Below are 16,719 nucleotides of genomic sequence, written 5' to 3' on the forward strand. Positions count from 1 at the left end.
AATTCACCCTTTCGCTCAATGCCAAGGAAGTCAAACCATGTCGCCAGGTCACCTGAGCATCGCCAAACGCGCCGTGATCAGCTTCGGCCTCATCGCCCTGCTGGTTCTGTTGCAAGGCTTGTTCGCCCTCAAGCAAGTCGCCCAAGTGCGCGCCACCGGCCAACACACCGAGAACGTTTCCCTGCCCAGCACCCGCTATCTCGGGGAAATCCGCGACTACGTCCTGAGCATCCGTGTGCTCAGTTTGCGCATGGCGCTGAACCGCGAGCCAAAAGTGCTAGACGCCACCGTCACGCGCCTGCATCAAGTGCAAGGCTGGCTCGAACAAGCCCTGGAAAAATTCACCCCGCTCGTAGGTGACTACAACCGCGTGCCGTACGAAAAGTTCGTCGCGACGGTCAGCAGTTACCGTCAGGCGCTGGCGCAATACGAGACCCTGTCGCAGGCCAATCGCCTGGAAGAAATGACTGCGCTGCTTAACGGAAAGATCCAGGAGTACTCGACCCAGACCGGTGACCAGTTCGCCGAGCTGGTGGCACTCACCGCCAACCAGGTCAGTCAGTCGGCACAGCAGGCCGATACGCTCTATTCCCAGGTTAAAGTCACGGTAATCGGCGCGTTGATCGCCGTGTCGTTGCTGACCGCTCTCCTCGCTTGGCTGTTGATTCGCAGCATCGTGGTGCCGATCCGTCAGGCCGTGGCGGTGGCCGAGCAAGTGGCCGCTGGCGATCTCGGCACGCCGATCCAGAGCCACGGCGCCGACGAGACCGCGCGCCTGCTCACTGCCCTGTCGATCATGCAAACCAGCCTGCGCGAAACCCTGCAACGGATCAGCGCCGCTTCCACGCAACTGGGTGCAGCCGCCGAGCAAATGAATCACAGCACCCATCAGGATTCCGGGCGCCTGCAACAGCAACACAATGAAATCGAACAAGCCGCCACCGCCGTGAATGAGATGACGGTTGCCGTGGAAGAAGTCGCACGCAATGCCGTCTCGACGTCTGACAGCACGCGCCAATCGACGCAGCAGGCCAGTCAAGGCCAGGCGCGAGTCATCGAAACACTGGACTCGATCCAGGCCATGAGCGCCGATGCCGGCACGGCCTTGCAACAAGTGCAAACCCTGGCCGAGCAATCCCGGGAAATCGGCAAGGTACTGGACGTGATTCGCGCCATCGCCGAGCAGACCAACCTGCTGGCGCTCAATGCCGCCATCGAAGCGGCCCGGGCCGGGGAAGCCGGGCGGGGTTTTGCGGTGGTCGCCGATGAAGTGCGTGCACTGGCCCATCGCACCCAGCAATCGACCCGGGAAATCGAACAGATGATCGGCCGGGTTCAGGGCGATACCGAGAGTGTGGTGCTGTCGATGCACGGCAACAGCCAGCGCGTTGCCGAAACCCTGTCGATCGCCGAGCAGGCCGGCATCGCGTTGGCGGAAATCACCCGGGCCATGGAGCAGATCCACGAGCGCAATCTGGTGATTGCCAGTGCCTCGGAAGAGCAAGCCGCCGTGGCCCGCGAAGTCGACAGGAATCTGCTGAACATCCGCGATCTGTCGCTGCAAAGCGCCGATGCTTCGACCCGCACCAGTGCCACCAGCCAGGAACTCTCGCAATTGGCCGCGGGCCTGCAAAACCTGGTGGTACGTTTCAAGTTTTGAGTGCGTTCAGCGGCGGCTTTGTTGCCAGGCCGCCGCCAGGCCACTGCAGCAAATCACGGCGATCCCGACGACGGTGGTCAGGGTTGGCGTGTGGGAAAACAGCAGCCAGCCCAGCAGGCCGGCAAACACGATCTGGCAATAGCTGAACGGCGCCAACAAGGCTGGCGCCGCAAGGCGAAAAGCCTGGGTCAGAAACAAGTGTGCAGTCATCCCGCAGGCGCCCAGCGCCAACATCATCGCGCCATGCACCAGGGTCGGCACCTGCCAGAAAAACGGCACCATCGCACTCATCACCAAGGTATTGCACAGCCCGGCGAAGAAGTTACTGGTGGTCGGGCTGTCGATCTCGCTGAGCTTGCGCGTCAGCAGTTGGTAGAAGCAGAAAAACAGCGCCGAGCAGAACGGCAGCAACACCGCCGGCGTGAACAAATCGCCGCCGGGATGCACGATGATCAGCACTCCGATAAAACCGAAAATCACCGCCAGCCATTGCCCGCGGGTCACCCGTTCCTTGAGCAGCGGCACCGACAACGCCGTGACCAGCACCGGCGCGAGGAAGTTGACCGATGTCGCCTCGGCCAGCGGGATGTACATCAACCCGGTGGTGAAAAACAGGCTGGTGCCCAGCAGGCATAACGCCCGGATCAGCTGAAGCATTGGCCGCTTGGTACGCAGCACCCGCAACCCCGATTGCGGCAGGAAAATCCCGGCCATCAACAAGGTGTGCACCACGTACCGCGCCCACACCACCATGACGATCGGATAGAACCCGGAAAGGTATTTCGACAACGCGTCATGACTGGAAAACAGGAAGGTCGCAACAACGATCAGCAGGATCCCCTTGAAGGGTTTGTTGACGCCGGATAGCGGGGTGCTGACGGTCATGAAAGCCTCTGAGTGAAATCAATATGTGGCGAGGGAGCTTGCTCCCGCTGGACTGCGCGGCAGTCCCAAAGCATGCCCGCAACGACACGAAAGCTGTGTACGGCCATAAATCCCCTGTAGGAGTTGGCTTGCCAGCGATGGCGGCGTTTCAGTCACCAGTGATGTTGGATGTGCCAACCTCATCGCGAGCAAGCTTGCTCCTACAGGTGCCCGCAGCACACACGAAAGCTGCGGTCGAACGGGAGCAAGCTCCCTCGCCACAACATCAGGTCAAAGCCGCGCCAACAATTCCCGCGTCTTATCCAACGCCATCTGCGCCCGATCCAACCCACTCACACCCTGCTCCAGCAATCGCACAGTGGGAATCTCCAGGCTCAGGGGAATGTTAGCTGGCAAACAGCGCAACAGTCCCGACAGATCGCAATCACCGTCGCCCGGAAAACGTCGCTCGTTACGAGCCTGACGCAAGATCTCGGCCATGTCCGCAGGCTTTGGCCCGGCAACATCACACAACTGCGCATACCGTAACCGTGAAGGGGCAACCCTGGCCAGATCTTCCAGCCGTGAACCCGAACGGTCAAAGTGAAACGCGTCGACCAGCACCGCACCATTATCGCGCCCGGCGTTTTCGACGATGCGCTCGGCTTGCACAAGATCGCGAGCATCGGTCCAGGGCATGAACTCCAGATGCGGATGCAACCCATAAGGCGCTGCCAAATCACAGAGCGCGGCAAAGTTTTCCGTCATGCGCTGTTCGTCAGAATCGTTACCGGCCACGAGCAATTCAGTGGCACCGAATTCCGCGCCGACAGCCAGAATTTTCTCGAAGTCGGCGACGACGGTGTCCGGTTTCAGACGCAGGATTTCAACATCCAGAACGCGTATGCCGGTATCGCGCAAACGCGCCAGGGTCTGACGGCGCAGTTCGCCATCGGCCACCAACGCAAAATGGTGTTCCTCCGCTGTCGCCGGCACCAGGCGCAAACCGACATGGCTGTAACCGGCCCGTGCCGCGACTTCGACCATGTCCGGTGGTGAAAGCTCCAGCACAGTCAGACTGGCCAGGGAAAAGATGCGTTCGCTCATGGTCAGCCCTCAATCAAGGATGGTGCGCAAGCGCGGCCAGTTTCGGCGGCCTCGCGGATGGCTTCGATCAGCGCCAGCGTGCGGGCGGCATCAGCGACACTCACCAACGGCTCGACTTCCCGACGCGCGACGCGCACGAAGTGCTGCAACTGCAAACGCAAGGCTTCATCGGCACTGAACGTTTCCTCCGTCTGCAGCAACGACTCATGCCATCCACCGTCAGCTTCCGTGTAATGCCAGCGCTTGAGTTGCGGAATGCTCAGCGCCCCGCCCGTCCCGGCCAGCAAGTAGCAAGGCTGGTCAGCCTGACGCGGATAGACGGGGTTTTCCCCGGAATCCAGCTCCCAACTCCAGGGTGCCGCCACCGCGTCGGAACCGGTCAGGCTGCCCAGCGCGCCGTTATCGAATTGCAGCAACACCGCCGCACAATCTTCATTGGCAAACCCGCGAATCGCGTTACTGGTGATGGCCTGAACCTGACGCACTTCGCCGCACAAATGCCGCAGCAGGTCGAGGTCGTGGATCAGGTTGGTCAGCAACATTCCCGCACCGGCCTCGCGGCGCCAGGGAATCTCGAAATAGCTGTCGGGCTTGCGCAATTGCCAGAGCGCCGTGACCGTGGTCAGTCGTCCCAGGGCACCGCTGTGGACCAGTTCATGGGCGCGGACGATCAACGGATTATGGCGTCGATGATGGCCCACCAGCACCGGCACACCCGTGGCCTTCGAAGCCGCCACCAGCTCGCGGACTTCATCCATGTGCACGCCCACCGGTTTCTCCAAAAGCACCGGCACGCCCGCAGCGAGGCAGTCGAGGGCGGTGCTGACGTGGAGCGTGTTTGGATTGGCGACGATGACGGCGTCCGGCCTCGCCTGCTCCAGCATCTGACGGTGATCGGCGAAATACGCCACGCCCCAATCAGCCGCGAGACTTGCCGCTTGCGGCCCGGGATCGGCCACTGCGCACAGGGTCGCTTCGGTCAGGGTTATCAAATGCCGGTAATGCTGCTGACCCATGTTGCCAGCACCGATCAGAGCGATGCGAAGGGGCGAACTCATGTCGCGGTCCTCTTGTGATTATTGTTGGAAGGTTTTTTCCAACAATTTAGAACCTGGTTCCAGATTCTTACACAGGCGCGAATTGAAAGTGTTCGAATAGCGCACAGCTTCTCGGACCTGCGCGATTGAAACTGTAGGAGCGAGCCTGCTCGCGATGAGGAATTTGAATTCAACATAGTCATTGACTGACACATCGCTATCGCGAACAGGCTCACTCCTACAGGGGACTTACGCAGGCCTCAACTGAATAGCTCCGAAGCCAGACTCGCCGCCGACAACTCATCAGTAAACGCCAACAACAACGGCGCCAATTCATGCAGCCGCGCCCCCGGCATCCGTGCGCTCGGTCCCGCGATGCTCAGTACACCAATCACCCGCCCATCGCCAGGATGGCGTACCACCGCAGCAATCGCCGAAGTGCCGACCGCCGAACTTTCTTCGACACAGGCGTAGCCCTGTTCCCGGGCCAGGCGCAGACGCTCAAGCAGTTCAATGTTGGAGCGCGGCGCATTTGGCCCCAGCTCCAGCGGCCGGTCTTCCGCCTGACGTTCGACCAGCGACAAGGCCTCGGCGTCACTCATGCACGCCAGCCACGCATGGCCCGAAGCGGTATAGAACAGTGGCGCATCACGGCCCATGTCCGGGTCGTAACGCAGGCCGGAACGGGCACCCTGAGACTTGGCGATCCAGGTCTGCCGCTCGCCTTCGATTACCCCGAGGCGCACCAATTCGCCGGTCTCCTGAGCCAGGCGATCAAGCACCGGCTGCACGATATCGGCGCCGCTGCTCGACAGATAACGGAACCCCATCGCCACCAGCTTGGTCGACAAGTGGTAGCGCAGGTTCTCTGGATTCTGCCGCACATAACCCAGCCGGATCAGCTCGGCGAGCAGGCGATGGGTCGCACTTTTGGGGATGTCCAGTTGCTCCGCCAAGGCCTGCATCGGCAGGCCACGCGGGTCGCTGGTGAGGCTTTCGAGCACACTGAAAACACGTTCGATCTGACTGCCGGCCATGGTATTTCCACGCAAAATTTTCTCGATTCTAGAAGACAACCGGCCGAATGCGAAATGTGGAACTGAATGTCCGATAACCGCCCATTTTATCCCGCTCAAGCTTGCCCGTTACAGACGGACTCTTATATTTTTTGGAACCTGATTCCAAAACAATAAACCGCTGGAGCACACACAAATGCCTGATGAACCGCACTTTCTTCCCGACGTCGACTGCGATGTGCTGATCGTCGGTTCCGGTGCGGCCGGGCTGTCCGCCGCGGTTACCGCGGCGTGGCATGGCTTGAAAGTCATCGTTGTAGAAAAAGACCCGGTGTTCGGCGGCGCCACGGCCTGGTCCGGTGGCTGGGCATGGGTACCGTGCAACCCCTTGGCCCGCCGCGCCGGCATCGTCGAAGACGTGGAACTGCCATGCACTTACCTGAAACACGAACTGGGCGAGCGCTATGAACCGGCGATGATCGACGCATTCCTCGAGGCCGGCCCGCACATGGTCGCGTTCTTCGAGAAGTACACCTCGCTGCAATTCGCCGACGGCAACGCCATTGCCGATATTCATGGCGACACGCCCGGCGCCGGCACCGGCGGACGCTCGGTGATCGCCGCGCCTTACGACGGGCGAAAAGTCGGCAAACTGCTTAAGCGTCTTCGCAAAACCATGCGGGAAACGTCCTTCATGGGCATGCCGATCATGGCGGGCGCCGACCTCACGGCGTTTCTCAACCTGACTCGCTCAGCGTCGGCGGCCTGGCACGTCACCCGGCGTTTTACCCGGCACCTGCTCGACCTCGCCGTCCATGGCCGGGCGATGCAATTGGTCAACGGCGTGGCGCTGGTGGCACGCCTGGCGAAATCCGCCGAAGACCTCGGCGTCTTGCTTTGGGAATCGGCGCCGGTCACCGAATTACTGCGCGAGAACAATCAGGTGCGCGGCGCGATAGTCAGCACCGCCAAAGGTCCGGTGCGCATCAAGGCCCGCAAAGCCGTGGTGCTCGCGGCTGGCGGTTTCGCCAATGACATCGAGCGACGAAAAGCCTTGTTCCCGCGCACGCCCACCGGGCATGAACACCTGGCCTTGCCGCCGCTGGCGGTGTCCGGCGACGGGTTGCGCCTGGGCGAAAGCGCAGGCGCCAAAGTGAACACCGCCATGGCGTCACCGGTCGCCTGGGCACCGGTTTCGCAGGTGCCACACGGTGATGGGAGCACGGGCCATTTCCCGCACATCATCGAACGCGGCAAGCCAGGCATCATCGGTGTACTGAGCAACGGCCAGCGCTTCGTCAACGAAGCCAACGGCTACTACGACTACGTCACGGCCATGGTCGCCGCCGCCCCGCCCGGCGAAGAAGTCGCCTCGTGGCTGATTTGCAGCCATGGGTTTCAGCGTCGGTATGGCCTGGGCATCTCTCGGCCGTTTCCGCTACCGGTGTCGTCCTTTGTCCGCAGCGGCTATCTGAAAACCGGCAAAACCCTTGAGGAATTGGCCTCGGCCTGCGGTATCGACCCCATCGGCTTGCGCACCACCGTGGCGAACTACAACCGCCACGCAAGCAACGGTGAAGATCCGCAGTTCGGTCGCGGCTCAACGCCTTACAACCGCAAACAAGGGGACGCGTTGCAGCAACCCAACCCCTGCGTCGCGCCGATAGAGCAGGGCCCGTTCTATGCCGTGAAGGTCCAGCCCGGCTGCTTCGGCACCTTCGCCGGGCTCAAGGTCAATGCCCACGCCCAAGTCCTCGACGACACAGGTCAGGCCATTGCCGGGCTGTATGCGGCAGGCGGCGACATGGCCAGCATCATGGGCGGGCACTACCCCGCTGGCGGCATCAACATTGGCCCGGCGCTGACCTTTGGCTACATCGCCGCGCGCCATATCGCAGGCATCACCGCTTATGAAAAGGAGATCGACCATGCAGCACATCGTTAATGCACAGGGTTTGAACATGCCCAAGCTGGGCCTCGGCACCTGGCCGATGCTGGGTGAGGAATGCACTCGGGCCGTGGAACAGGCCCTGGCGCTGGGTTATCGGCACATCGATACGGCGGCGGCCTACAACAACGAAGACGCTGTCGGTCAGGCGCTGGTGAACAGTCCTACGCCGCGAGAGCAAATTCACGTCACCACCAAGGTCTGGTGGGACCAGTTGCACCCTGACGCCATGCGCCATTCCATGGAGCGCAGCCTCAAGGCGTTGCGCAGCGATTACGTCGATCTGTTCATGATCCATTGGCCGACCACCGATTGGGACCTGCCGAAAACCATCGAAACCCTGGTCTCGTTCAAGGAGCAAGGACTGGCGCGCAACATTGGCGTGGCGAATTTCCCACTGCCGCTGCTGCGCAAAGTCGTCGAGGAACTGGGCGCGCCGCTGTCAGCCATTCAGGTCGAATACCACGTGCTGCTCGGACAAAACGCCTTGCTCGATTACGCCCGTCAACACGATCTGGCGCTGACGGCCTACACGCCGCTGGCACGCAACAAGGTTTCGGACATCCCGGTGATCCAGCAGATCGCCGCCAAACACGGCGTGCTGCCGACTCAGGTCGCGCTTAAATGGCTGCTGGATCAACCGAACGTGGCCGCCATTCCCAAGGCCAGCAGTGAGGCCAATCAACTGGCCAACCTGGCGGCGCTGCAAGTGCAACTGGATGAAGACGACCGTGCGTTGATCGCCGGGTTGTCAAAGCGCGAGCGTCAGGTCAGCCCGGACTTTGCGCCGGTGTGGGATGCGTTCGACAAGTAAGGCCCCACATAAAAACCCATCGTCCGACGGAATTCGATGGGGGATCCGTGTTCAATACAAGCCTGAATGTTCTCGGTAGCCCTCCTTGGGGTTGCCGAGAATAGCCGCGTGCGCAGGAAAAGCCGGACGACCGGACTGGCGCCGCTCCCACTCAGCAGCAACACTCATCGCACGGACAACCTGAGGATTCCCACATGCTATGGAAAAAAGGCCGACGCAGCGACAACGTGGTCGATGCCCGTGGCGATGATGTCGGCGGCGGTGGCGGCGGGATGCGCTTTGGTGGTGGCAAGGGCCTGAGCCTGACCGCGATCATCCTGATTGTCGGGATCGGCTGGATCACCGGCCAGGACCCGATGCAAATCCTCGGTCAGTTGACGGGCCAGATGAGCGAGCAATCGGCGCCTGCCACTGACCAGACCCGCAAGGCGCCACCGGCCAATGATGAGGGCGCCGAGTTCGTGCGCTCGATCCTCGGCGACACCGAAGACACCTGGCGGCAGATTTTCCAGCAGGCCGGCAAGCAATACAAAGATCCGACCCTGGTGTTGTTCAGCAACCGCGTGAACTCGGCTTGCGGCCTGGCGACGTCGGCGACCGGCCCGTTTTATTGCCCGGCAGACCAGAAGGTCTATCTGGACACGAGTTTCTTTCAGGAGATGTCACAACGCTTTGCCGCCGCCGGCGACTTCGCCCAGGCCTACGTGATCGCTCACGAAGTCGGACACCACGTTCAGACGTTGCTCGGCGTTTCCGCGAAAATTCAGACAGCCCGCCAGCAAGGCCGGCAGATGGAAGGCGATGGTGGTTTGCTAGTGCGTCAGGAACTGCAGGCCGATTGCCTGGCCGGGGTCTGGGCCAACAATGCCCAGCAGCGGTTGAACTGGCTGGAACCGGGCGACATCGAAGAAGCACTGAACGCCGCCAATGCCATTGGCGACGATCGTTTGCAGCAACAGGGTCAGGGCCGCGTGGTGCCGGACTCGTTTACCCATGGTACGTCAGCGCAACGGGTGCGCTGGTTCAAAACCGGTTTCGCCCAAGGCCAGGTTGGCCAGTGCGATACCTTTTCGGCGAAAAATCTGTAGATGAAAAAATGGTTGTTGGCGCTGCTGGTCACTTGCGCAAGTACTCAGGCTGCCGAGTTGGGGGTCAAGGAACTCAGCCCCGGTCGCCTGTTGTTGAAATCAGGTGAAATGGCGGTGGGCATCAGTCCCGCCCCGGCGAAAATCGAACGCGTGCTGATCATCGTCCACGGTCGCCCGCGCAATGCACAAACCTACCTGAAAACGGGCGAACACGCGGCCGAACTGGCCGGACAAAGTGCGACGACTCTGGTGATCGCTCCGCAATTTCTCAATGAAACGGACGTCGCGCTGCATCCCGTGTCTGACACGGTTTTGCGCTGGCAGGGCAATGAGTGGATGGCCGGGGGCGAATCTACCGCGCCGTTTCGTATGAGTTCTTACGAGGCGCTGGACGAAATCATCGCCCGACTGAGTGATCGCCAGCAGTTCTCGGACGTGAAGCAAATCGTCATCGCCGGGCACTCCGGCGGCGCTCAGGTGGTGCAGCGTTACGCCATGCTAGGCCACGACCTTTCGGCCCTCGAAGCCGCTGGAGTGAAGGTGCGCTACGTGATCGCCAATCCGTCTTCATACGCCTATTTCGATGAGCGCCGGCCGGTGGCCTTCAATCACGCCGGATGTCCGCAGTTCAATCGCTGGAAGTACGGGCTGACAGACTTGCCTGCCTACGCTGAAGGACAAACGCCCGCGCAATTGCAGGAAAAATACCTCAAGCGCGACATCGTTTATCTGTTGGGGCAGCAGGACAACGACTCGAACCATCCGGCGCTGGATAAAAGTTGCGAAGCCAAGGCTCAGGGCCCGAATCGATTGGCCCGTGGGCGTTTTTACTTCGATTATCTGAAGCGCCTGCAACCGCAGGGGCTGAATCAGCAACTGATCGAGGTGCCCGGTGTCGGGCATAACGGGGATGGGATGTTTACATCGCCGGAGGGACAGAAGGCGTTGTTTCAGTAACCGCAAAAAGATCGCAGCCTTCGGCAGCGCCTACAGGGGTACGCGATTCCCATGTAGGAGCTGCCGAAGGCTGCGATCTTTTGACTTTAAAAAATCAAGCCGACAACATCTGCCGCAACTCGACACAATCCGCCGCATGCCAATCGGTCAATTCCGGCCACGGGTTATCCGGCAAATTCACCAACACCGTCCGCGCCCCCGCCGCTCGCCCGCAATCCAGATCAAAGCGGTAATCACCGACCATCACCAGTTCGCTCGCCGGCACGTTCCAGGCTTGTGCCAGTTTCAGCAAACCACCGGGATGCGGTTTTGGCGGTGCTTCGTCGCGGCCCAATACATCGTCAACCGCGAAGCAATCGGCCAGGCCAATCGCCTCCAGCGTGACATGCGCCAGTTCGCGGGCATTGCGCGTGAGAATCCCCAGGCGATAACCGCGTCCGGCCAGGTCACGCACCAATTCCACGGCGCCCGGTGCCGGTTTCGAACCGAGCGCCAGATCCCGTTCATGCTCCAGTAACCAGGCATGCTTGGCCGCCGCTTCATCGGACGGCAGCGCAGCGAGGTGGGTCAGGATGTCGTCGTCGGCAGGGATCGCCAACGCCACGCGAATCGCGGCGAAATCATGCACGGCCACCGTCAGGGTGCCGTCCATGTCGAACACCCAATGACGCACGTCGGCCAGACTCATGCCCAATCCTTGCGATGACGAATCAAGCCTTCCTGCGTCACCGACGCCACCAGTTGCCCGGCGCGGTTGAACACGCTGCCACGGGAGAAACCACGAGAGTTACCGGCCCAAGGACTGTCCATCGCGTACAGCAACCAGTCATCGGCACGCAGATCGGCGTGGAACCACAGCGCGTGATCAAGGCTGGCGACCTGCATGTCCTTATGCCAGACCGATTTGCCGTGAGGCTGCATCGAGGTGGTCAGCAGACCGAAATCCGATGCGTAGGCCAGCAGGTATTTGTGCAGCGCCGGCGAGTCGGCGAGCGCACCGTCGGCGCGAAACCACACGTACTTGATCGGGTCGGACGGCTGTGGGTTGTAGGGATCTTTTTCAGTGATCGGCCGGAACTCGATCGGCTTCGGGCACAGTAGCTTTTCGCGCATTTTCTCGGGGATCAGGTGCGCGCGTTGCTGAGTCAATTCCAGCTCCGACGGCAGGTTCTCCGGGCCGACCACTTGCGGCATTTCGCTCTGATGCTGGAAGCCGACTTCGTCGTACTGGAACGAAGCGCTGCACGTGAAGATCGGGTGGCCCTTCTGGATGGCCGTCACGCGGCGCGTGCTGAAACTGCCGCCGTCACGCACCCGGTCAACCTGATACACCACCGGCAATCCGGCATCGCCCGGACGCAGGAAATAACCGTGCATCGAATGCACATGGCGCGTCTCTTCGACGGTCTGACTGGCTGCCGACAAGGACTGGCCCAATACCTGACCACCGAACAACTGCCGAAAACCCAGGTCCTGACTGCGACCACGGAAGAGGTTTTCTTCGATCGGCTCCAGGGTCAGCAGGTCGACCAGATCTTCCAACACTTGGCTCATTCAGACTCTCCTCACACAACGCAATGCCGCGCAGTCTTGGCTGCGTCGGTCGATTCAGTTTCTGGCCCGGGCCATCATGAGGGCCATTGTAAACGTCCGTGACAGGTTATCCATGCAAGGTTTGCAGCCATTGTTCGCGATTGATGCGATACAGCACGTGATGTCGCAGGGGATGACCGACGGCAAGATTCGGGTGTTCGAAATCATCACCCGGGTCATGGTGCATGCCGATGGCCTGCATGACTTTCTGCGACGGCAAATTGCTGTCAGCGGTGAAGGACACGACTTCGTTCAGGGCCAAACGATCAAACCCGCAGCGCAGAGCGGTCCAGGCCGCTTCGCTGGCGTAACCCAGGCCCCAATGCTCGCGCGCCAGCCGCCAACCGATTTCGATGGCAGGGGTAAAAGGCGCATCGAAACCAACCACGCCGAGCCCGGTAAATCCGATGAACTGCCCGGTGTCCTTGCGTTCCAGCGCCCACAGGCCAAAGCCATGCTCGGCAAAATGACCGCGAACCCGCCCGATCAGCGAAGCGCTTTCCAGTCGACTCAAGGGTGCAGGAAAATAGCGCATGACCTGTGGATCGGCGCACATCGCCGCAAACTCCGGCAAATCCTCATCGCGCCACTGGCGCAACAGCAATCGCGCGCTCGCAAGTTCCAGTATCGGCTCCATCGTGTTCCCCCGTTTCCGTGCCGCAAGTCTACATCGCTGGTAGGATCCTTCACTCATTCCCGTATGAAATCATCATGCCGCTGCCGCTGATTTATCACGAAGACTACAGCCCCGAGTTCCCGGCGGATCACCGCTTCCCCATGGACAAGTTTCGCCTGCTGCGTGACCACCTGGTGGACAGTGGCTTGACCCGCGACGCCGACCTGCTGCGCCCACAGCTTTGCCCGCCAGAGATTCTCGCCCTCGCCCATGACCCTTCGTATATCGAACGCTACATGGGCGGCGAATTGTCACGCGAGGATCAACGACGCCTCGGCCTGCCCTGGAGCGAAGCGCTTGCCCGGCGTACGGTGCGGGCAGTCGGTGGCTCGTTGCTGGCGGCCGAGCAGGCGCTGGAGCATGGCCTTGCCTGTCACTTGGCCGGCGGCACCCACCACGCGCACTACGACCACCCGGCCGGGTTCTGCATCTTCAACGACCTGGCAGTGATCAGTCATTACCTGCTGGAAAGCGGTCGGGTCAACCGGGTGCTGATTTTCGACTGCGATGTGCATCAGGGCGACGGGACTGCACGCATCCTGCACAACACACCGGAGGCGGTGACCGTTTCCCTGCATTGCGAAAAGAATTTTCCTGCACGCAAGGCCGAAAGTGATTGGGACATCCCGCTCCCCAACGGCATGGGCGATGCCGATTACCTGAAGGTGGTGGATGACGCGCTCAATTATTTGCTGCCGCTCTATCAACCGGATCTGGTGCTCTACGACGCCGGTGTCGATGTGCATAAGGACGACGCCCTCGGTTACCTGAAGCTCACAGACGAAGGCGTCTCCGCCCGCGATGAAGCCGTCATGCGTCATTGCCTGGGTCGCGACATACCGGTAGTCGGCGTGATCGGCGGCGGCTACAGCAAGGACCGCAAGGCCCTCGCCCGCCGCCACGGCATCCTTCATCACAGTGCGCAGCGCGTCTGGCAGTCATCAGGCTGTCATTGAGTTGTGGATGCTTTACCCACAATGCCTGTGGAACTGCCTGTGGATAACCTGAGTGAAAGGGACTACAAGCCATGCGGAGCTTGGGCTACAGTGCAGTGATCATTTTTTAATCACCTTTTAAATCATCCTCAACCCCCTGCGGGAGCGGGCTTGCCCGCGATGAGGCCGGCACATTCAACATCTCATTGACTGATAATCCGCAATCGCGGACAAGCCCGCTCCCACAGTTATCGCGTACTGCTAGAATGCGCGGCTACTCCGCCACACCGCAGCTCTCATCATGACTCAGGCCAGCACTTCTCCCTCCTCCCAAGTCGCCATCATCGGCGGCGGCCCCGCCGGGCTGATGGCGGCTGAAGTGTTGAGCCGGGCCGGGATCAAGGTCGACCTGTACGACGGCATGCCCTCGGTTGGTCGGAAGTTTCTCCTGGCCGGTGTCGGCGGCATGAACATCACCCACTCCGAAGCCTACCCGGCGTTTCTCTCGCGCTACGCCGAACGCGCACCGCAGATTGCGCCGCTGCTGCGCAGTTTCGGTGCCGATGCGTTGTGCCAGTGGATACACGACCTGGGCATTGAAACCTTTGTCGGCAGCTCCGGCCGGGTGTTTCCCACCGACATGAAAGCCGCGCCACTGTTGCGCGCCTGGCTCAAGCGCTTGCGCGACAGTGGCGTAGTTATCCACACCCGCCACCGCTGGCTCGGCTGGAATGCCGATGGCAGCTTGAAAGTCTCGAGTCCCGAAGGTGAAAAAACCTTAACGCCTGACGCAACCTTGCTCGCCCTCGGCGGCGGTAGTTGGGCGCGTCTGGGTTCGGACGGCGCGTGGATGTTGCCACTGGAGCAACGCGGCGTAGGACTTGCGCCCTTGCAACCAAGTAATTGCGGCTTCGAAGTGCAGGCCTGGAGCGAATTGATGGTCAGCAAATTCGCCGGAGCACCGCTGAAAAACATCGCCATCGGCCTCAACGACGACGTGCCGCGACTCGGTGAATGCGTGATCACTGCCACGGGTATTGAAGGCAGTTTGATCTACGCGCTGTCGGCACCCATCCGCGAGGCGATCAACCAGCACGGTTCGGCAACCATTCACCTGGACCTGCTGCCGGGCCGGCCTGTGGATAAAATCCAGGCTGCATTAAGCAAACCGCGCGGTTCACGCTCGATGGCCAAACATCTGCACAGTCAGTTGGGAATCGACGGGGTGAAAGCGGCGCTGTTGCGAGAGCTGACATCAGCCGAGACCTTTAGCGACCTGTCATTGCTGGCCAAGACGATCAAGGCGTTGCCGATGACGCTGGTAAAAACCCGTCCACTGGATGAAGCCATCAGCAGCGCTGGCGGTGTGTTGTTCGAAGCAATGGATGAGCGCTTGATGCTCAAGCAATTGCCGGGTGTGTTCTGCGCGGGAGAGATGCTGGATTGGGAAGCGCCAACGGGCGGCTATCTGCTGACCGCGTGTTTTGCCAGTGGGCGTGCGGCGGGAATGGGGATGGTGGAGTGGTTGCAACGCAAGGGCTGAAAACCGAGTCGTCCCCATCGCCAGCAGGCTAGCTCCTACAGGGGATTTGCGTCGTTCACAAAAACCTGTGGGAGCCAGCCTGCTGGCGATGACGGCCTACCAGACGCCGCCGCTAATCAAGGCTTACGCTTACGCGGCCCAGTGTTAAACACCGGCACTTTTCGCACAGGCTTGACCGAAGGTTCCGCCGGCGCAACTTCACCGCTATCAACCCACTTACCCAGATTGCGTTTGCCGCCACCACCCGAAGCCTTCGGCTTCTTCGGTTTTTTCGGCTTCTTGACGACCTGCCCACTGGCATCGGTATCCGGCACTCGGTGCTCAGGCTCGAAGTCAGGTTCGTTCTGACGCTTCAACGTCTGACGGGTCAACATCTCGATGGCCGACAGAAGATTCACTTCATCCGCGCAAACCAGCGAAATTGCCTCGCCGGTCGAGCCCGCGCGGCCGGTACGACCGATGCGGTGGATGTAGTCCTCGGCCACGATCGGCAAGTCGAAATTGACCACCAGCGGCAAGTCTTCGATGTCCAGGCCACGAGCCGCCACGTCAGTGGCGACCAGGATCTGCACTTCACTCGCCTTGAACCGGTCCAGCGCACGCTGACGGGTCGCCTGCGGCTTATCGCCGTGGATGCCGTCGGCATTGATGCCCAGGCCCTGGAGTTTTTCCACCAGCGCATCCACGCCGTTGCGGGTTTTGGCGAACACCAGCACCTGCTTCCACTTGCCCTTGCGCATCAGGTGCACGAACAGTTCCGGCTTGCGCTTCTTGTCCACCGTCACGATCCATTGCTTGACGGTGTTGGCGGCGACGTTGCGCGGGCTGACTTCGACTGTCAGCGGGTCGTTGAGCATCTGCCCGGCCAGCAGGCGGATCTCGTCGGAGAAGGTCGCGGAGAACAGCAGCGTCTGACGTTTCTTCGGCAGCGCGCGGTAAATGTTCGCCAGCTCCTCGGAAAAACCCAGGTCGAGCATGCGGTCGGCTTCGTCCAGCACCAGGGTTTGCAACTGGTTGAACTTCAGCGCGTTCTGGCGGAACAGATCGAGCAAACGGCCCGGGGTCGCCACCAGCAAATCGACGCCGCTGCGCAGCTTCATCATTTGCGGGTTGATGCTGACGCCGCCGTACACCGCGTACGTGCGCAACGGCAGGTTCTCGGCGTACTGGCGCACGGCTTCGTGAACCTGCTCGGCCAGTTCACGGGTCGGCACCAGGATCAGCGCACGCACCGAGTTGGCGGTGACTTTCGGCCCTTCCATCGCCAGCAATTGCAGAAGCGGCAGGGCGAAACCGGCGGTCTTGCCGGTGCCGGTCTGGGCGGCGGCCATCAGGTCGCGACCGGCCAGCACCGCGGGAATGGCTTGCGCCTGAACCGGCGTCGGAGTCTGGTAGCCGAGCGTCTCGAGGGAGCGCAGCAAGGGTTCGATCAGGCCAAGGGTGGCGAAAGTCATGGGAATACCGTAGGAAAATTCAGCGCG

At 61.1% G+C, this 16,719-nt stretch carries 15 protein-coding genes and 1 pseudogene; 8 read left to right on the plus strand and 8 right to left on the minus strand.

All coding sequences use genetic code 11. The annotated features are described in order from the left end of the window. Positions 1 to 37: 37 nt before the first annotated feature. Positions 38 to 805: pseudogene (locus tag KGB21_RS29600) on the plus strand (MCP four helix bundle domain-containing protein); the annotation flags it as partial. 66 nt (positions 806 to 871) lie between these two features. Then, positions 872 to 1,660, plus strand: a complete 789-nt coding sequence (locus KGB21_RS29605) for a methyl-accepting chemotaxis protein (protein WP_411741396.1) — start codon at positions 872 to 874, stop codon at positions 1,658 to 1,660. 6 nt (positions 1,661 to 1,666) lie between these two features. Here the strand turns inward: KGB21_RS29605 and KGB21_RS14230 are convergent, their stop codons facing one another. The 4 genes from KGB21_RS14230 to KGB21_RS14245 all read right to left on the minus strand — a co-directional run bounded on the left by KGB21_RS14230 (position 1,667) and on the right by KGB21_RS14245 (position 5,705). Continuing rightward, on the minus strand, positions 1,667 to 2,545 hold the full coding sequence (locus tag KGB21_RS14230; protein WP_223505458.1) for a DMT family transporter: 879 nt from the start codon (positions 2,543 to 2,545) through the stop codon (positions 1,667 to 1,669). Between the two features lie 270 nt (positions 2,546 to 2,815). Further along, positions 2,816 to 3,631, minus strand: coding sequence for a sugar phosphate isomerase/epimerase family protein (locus tag KGB21_RS14235; RefSeq protein ID WP_223505459.1), 816 nt, complete (start codon positions 3,629 to 3,631; stop codon positions 2,816 to 2,818). Positions 3,632 to 3,633: 2 nt separating this feature from the next. Further along, the gene (locus tag KGB21_RS14240; protein ID WP_223505460.1) at positions 3,634 to 4,689 is read right to left on the minus strand and encodes a Gfo/Idh/MocA family protein; all 1,056 of its coding nucleotides are present in this window, start codon (positions 4,687 to 4,689) and stop codon (positions 3,634 to 3,636) included. Between the two features lie 239 nt (positions 4,690 to 4,928). Continuing rightward, complete coding sequence (locus KGB21_RS14245; protein ID WP_034148181.1) at positions 4,929 to 5,705, minus strand: IclR family transcriptional regulator; 777 nt, start codon at positions 5,703 to 5,705, stop codon at positions 4,929 to 4,931. Between the two features lie 175 nt (positions 5,706 to 5,880). Between KGB21_RS14245 and KGB21_RS14250 the strand changes: the two genes are divergently transcribed. The 4 genes from KGB21_RS14250 (at position 5,881) to KGB21_RS14265 (ending at position 10,491) form a co-directional block, all read left to right on the plus strand. After that, positions 5,881 to 7,629, plus strand: coding sequence for an FAD-dependent oxidoreductase (locus KGB21_RS14250; RefSeq protein WP_223505461.1), 1,749 nt, complete (start codon positions 5,881 to 5,883; stop codon positions 7,627 to 7,629). After that, positions 7,613 to 8,446: an aldo/keto reductase gene (locus tag KGB21_RS14255; protein ID WP_223505462.1), complete on the plus strand. Its 834-nt coding sequence runs from the start codon at positions 7,613 to 7,615 to the stop codon at positions 8,444 to 8,446. The genes KGB21_RS14250 and KGB21_RS14255 overlap by 17 nt, the downstream gene beginning before the upstream one ends. Positions 8,447 to 8,640: 194 nt before the next feature. Next, complete coding sequence (locus tag KGB21_RS14260) at positions 8,641 to 9,534, plus strand: neutral zinc metallopeptidase (protein WP_223505463.1); 894 nt, start codon at positions 8,641 to 8,643, stop codon at positions 9,532 to 9,534. Further along, positions 9,535 to 10,491, plus strand: coding sequence for an alpha/beta fold hydrolase (locus KGB21_RS14265; RefSeq protein WP_223505464.1), 957 nt, complete (start codon positions 9,535 to 9,537; stop codon positions 10,489 to 10,491). 94 nt (positions 10,492 to 10,585) lie between these two features. Here the strand turns inward: KGB21_RS14265 and KGB21_RS14270 are convergent, their stop codons facing one another. The 3 genes from KGB21_RS14270 to KGB21_RS14280 form a co-directional block, all read right to left on the minus strand. Continuing rightward, the gene (locus KGB21_RS14270) at positions 10,586 to 11,179 is read right to left on the minus strand and encodes an HAD family hydrolase (protein ID WP_223505465.1); all 594 of its coding nucleotides are present in this window, start codon (positions 11,177 to 11,179) and stop codon (positions 10,586 to 10,588) included. Then, positions 11,176 to 12,045 carry an acyl-CoA thioesterase II gene (gene tesB / locus KGB21_RS14275; protein ID WP_223505466.1) on the minus strand — a complete coding sequence of 290 codons (870 nt, stop codon included), beginning with the start codon at positions 12,043 to 12,045 and terminating at the stop codon, positions 11,176 to 11,178. The genes KGB21_RS14270 and tesB overlap by 4 nt, the downstream gene beginning before the upstream one ends. 106 nt (positions 12,046 to 12,151) lie before the next feature. Further along, positions 12,152 to 12,721, minus strand: a complete 570-nt coding sequence (locus KGB21_RS14280) for a GNAT family N-acetyltransferase (protein ID WP_223505467.1) — start codon at positions 12,719 to 12,721, stop codon at positions 12,152 to 12,154. A gap of 74 nt (positions 12,722 to 12,795) precedes the next feature. Between KGB21_RS14280 and KGB21_RS14285 the strand changes: the two genes are divergently transcribed. Together KGB21_RS14285 and KGB21_RS14290 are read left to right on the plus strand one after the other, a co-directional pair. Further along, entirely contained in the window at positions 12,796 to 13,716 is a 921-nt protein-coding gene (locus KGB21_RS14285) for a histone deacetylase (protein WP_223505468.1), read from the plus strand. A 280-nt stretch (positions 13,717 to 13,996) separates the two neighbouring features. Then, positions 13,997 to 15,238 carry a TIGR03862 family flavoprotein gene (locus tag KGB21_RS14290; protein ID WP_223505469.1) on the plus strand — a complete coding sequence of 414 codons (1,242 nt, stop codon included), beginning with the start codon at positions 13,997 to 13,999 and terminating at the stop codon, positions 15,236 to 15,238. A gap of 116 nt (positions 15,239 to 15,354) precedes the next feature. Here the strand turns inward: KGB21_RS14290 and KGB21_RS14295 are convergent, their stop codons facing one another. Then, a complete protein-coding gene (locus KGB21_RS14295; RefSeq protein WP_034148171.1) occupies positions 15,355 to 16,692 on the minus strand; it encodes a DEAD/DEAH box helicase in 1,338 nt (445 codons plus the stop codon). Positions 16,693 to 16,719 lie beyond the last annotated feature (27 nt).

This window comes from Pseudomonas sp. GL-RE-29 (assembly GCF_019947275.1).
Taxonomy (GTDB): Bacteria; Pseudomonadota; Gammaproteobacteria; order Pseudomonadales; family Pseudomonadaceae; genus Aquipseudomonas; species Aquipseudomonas fluorescens_A.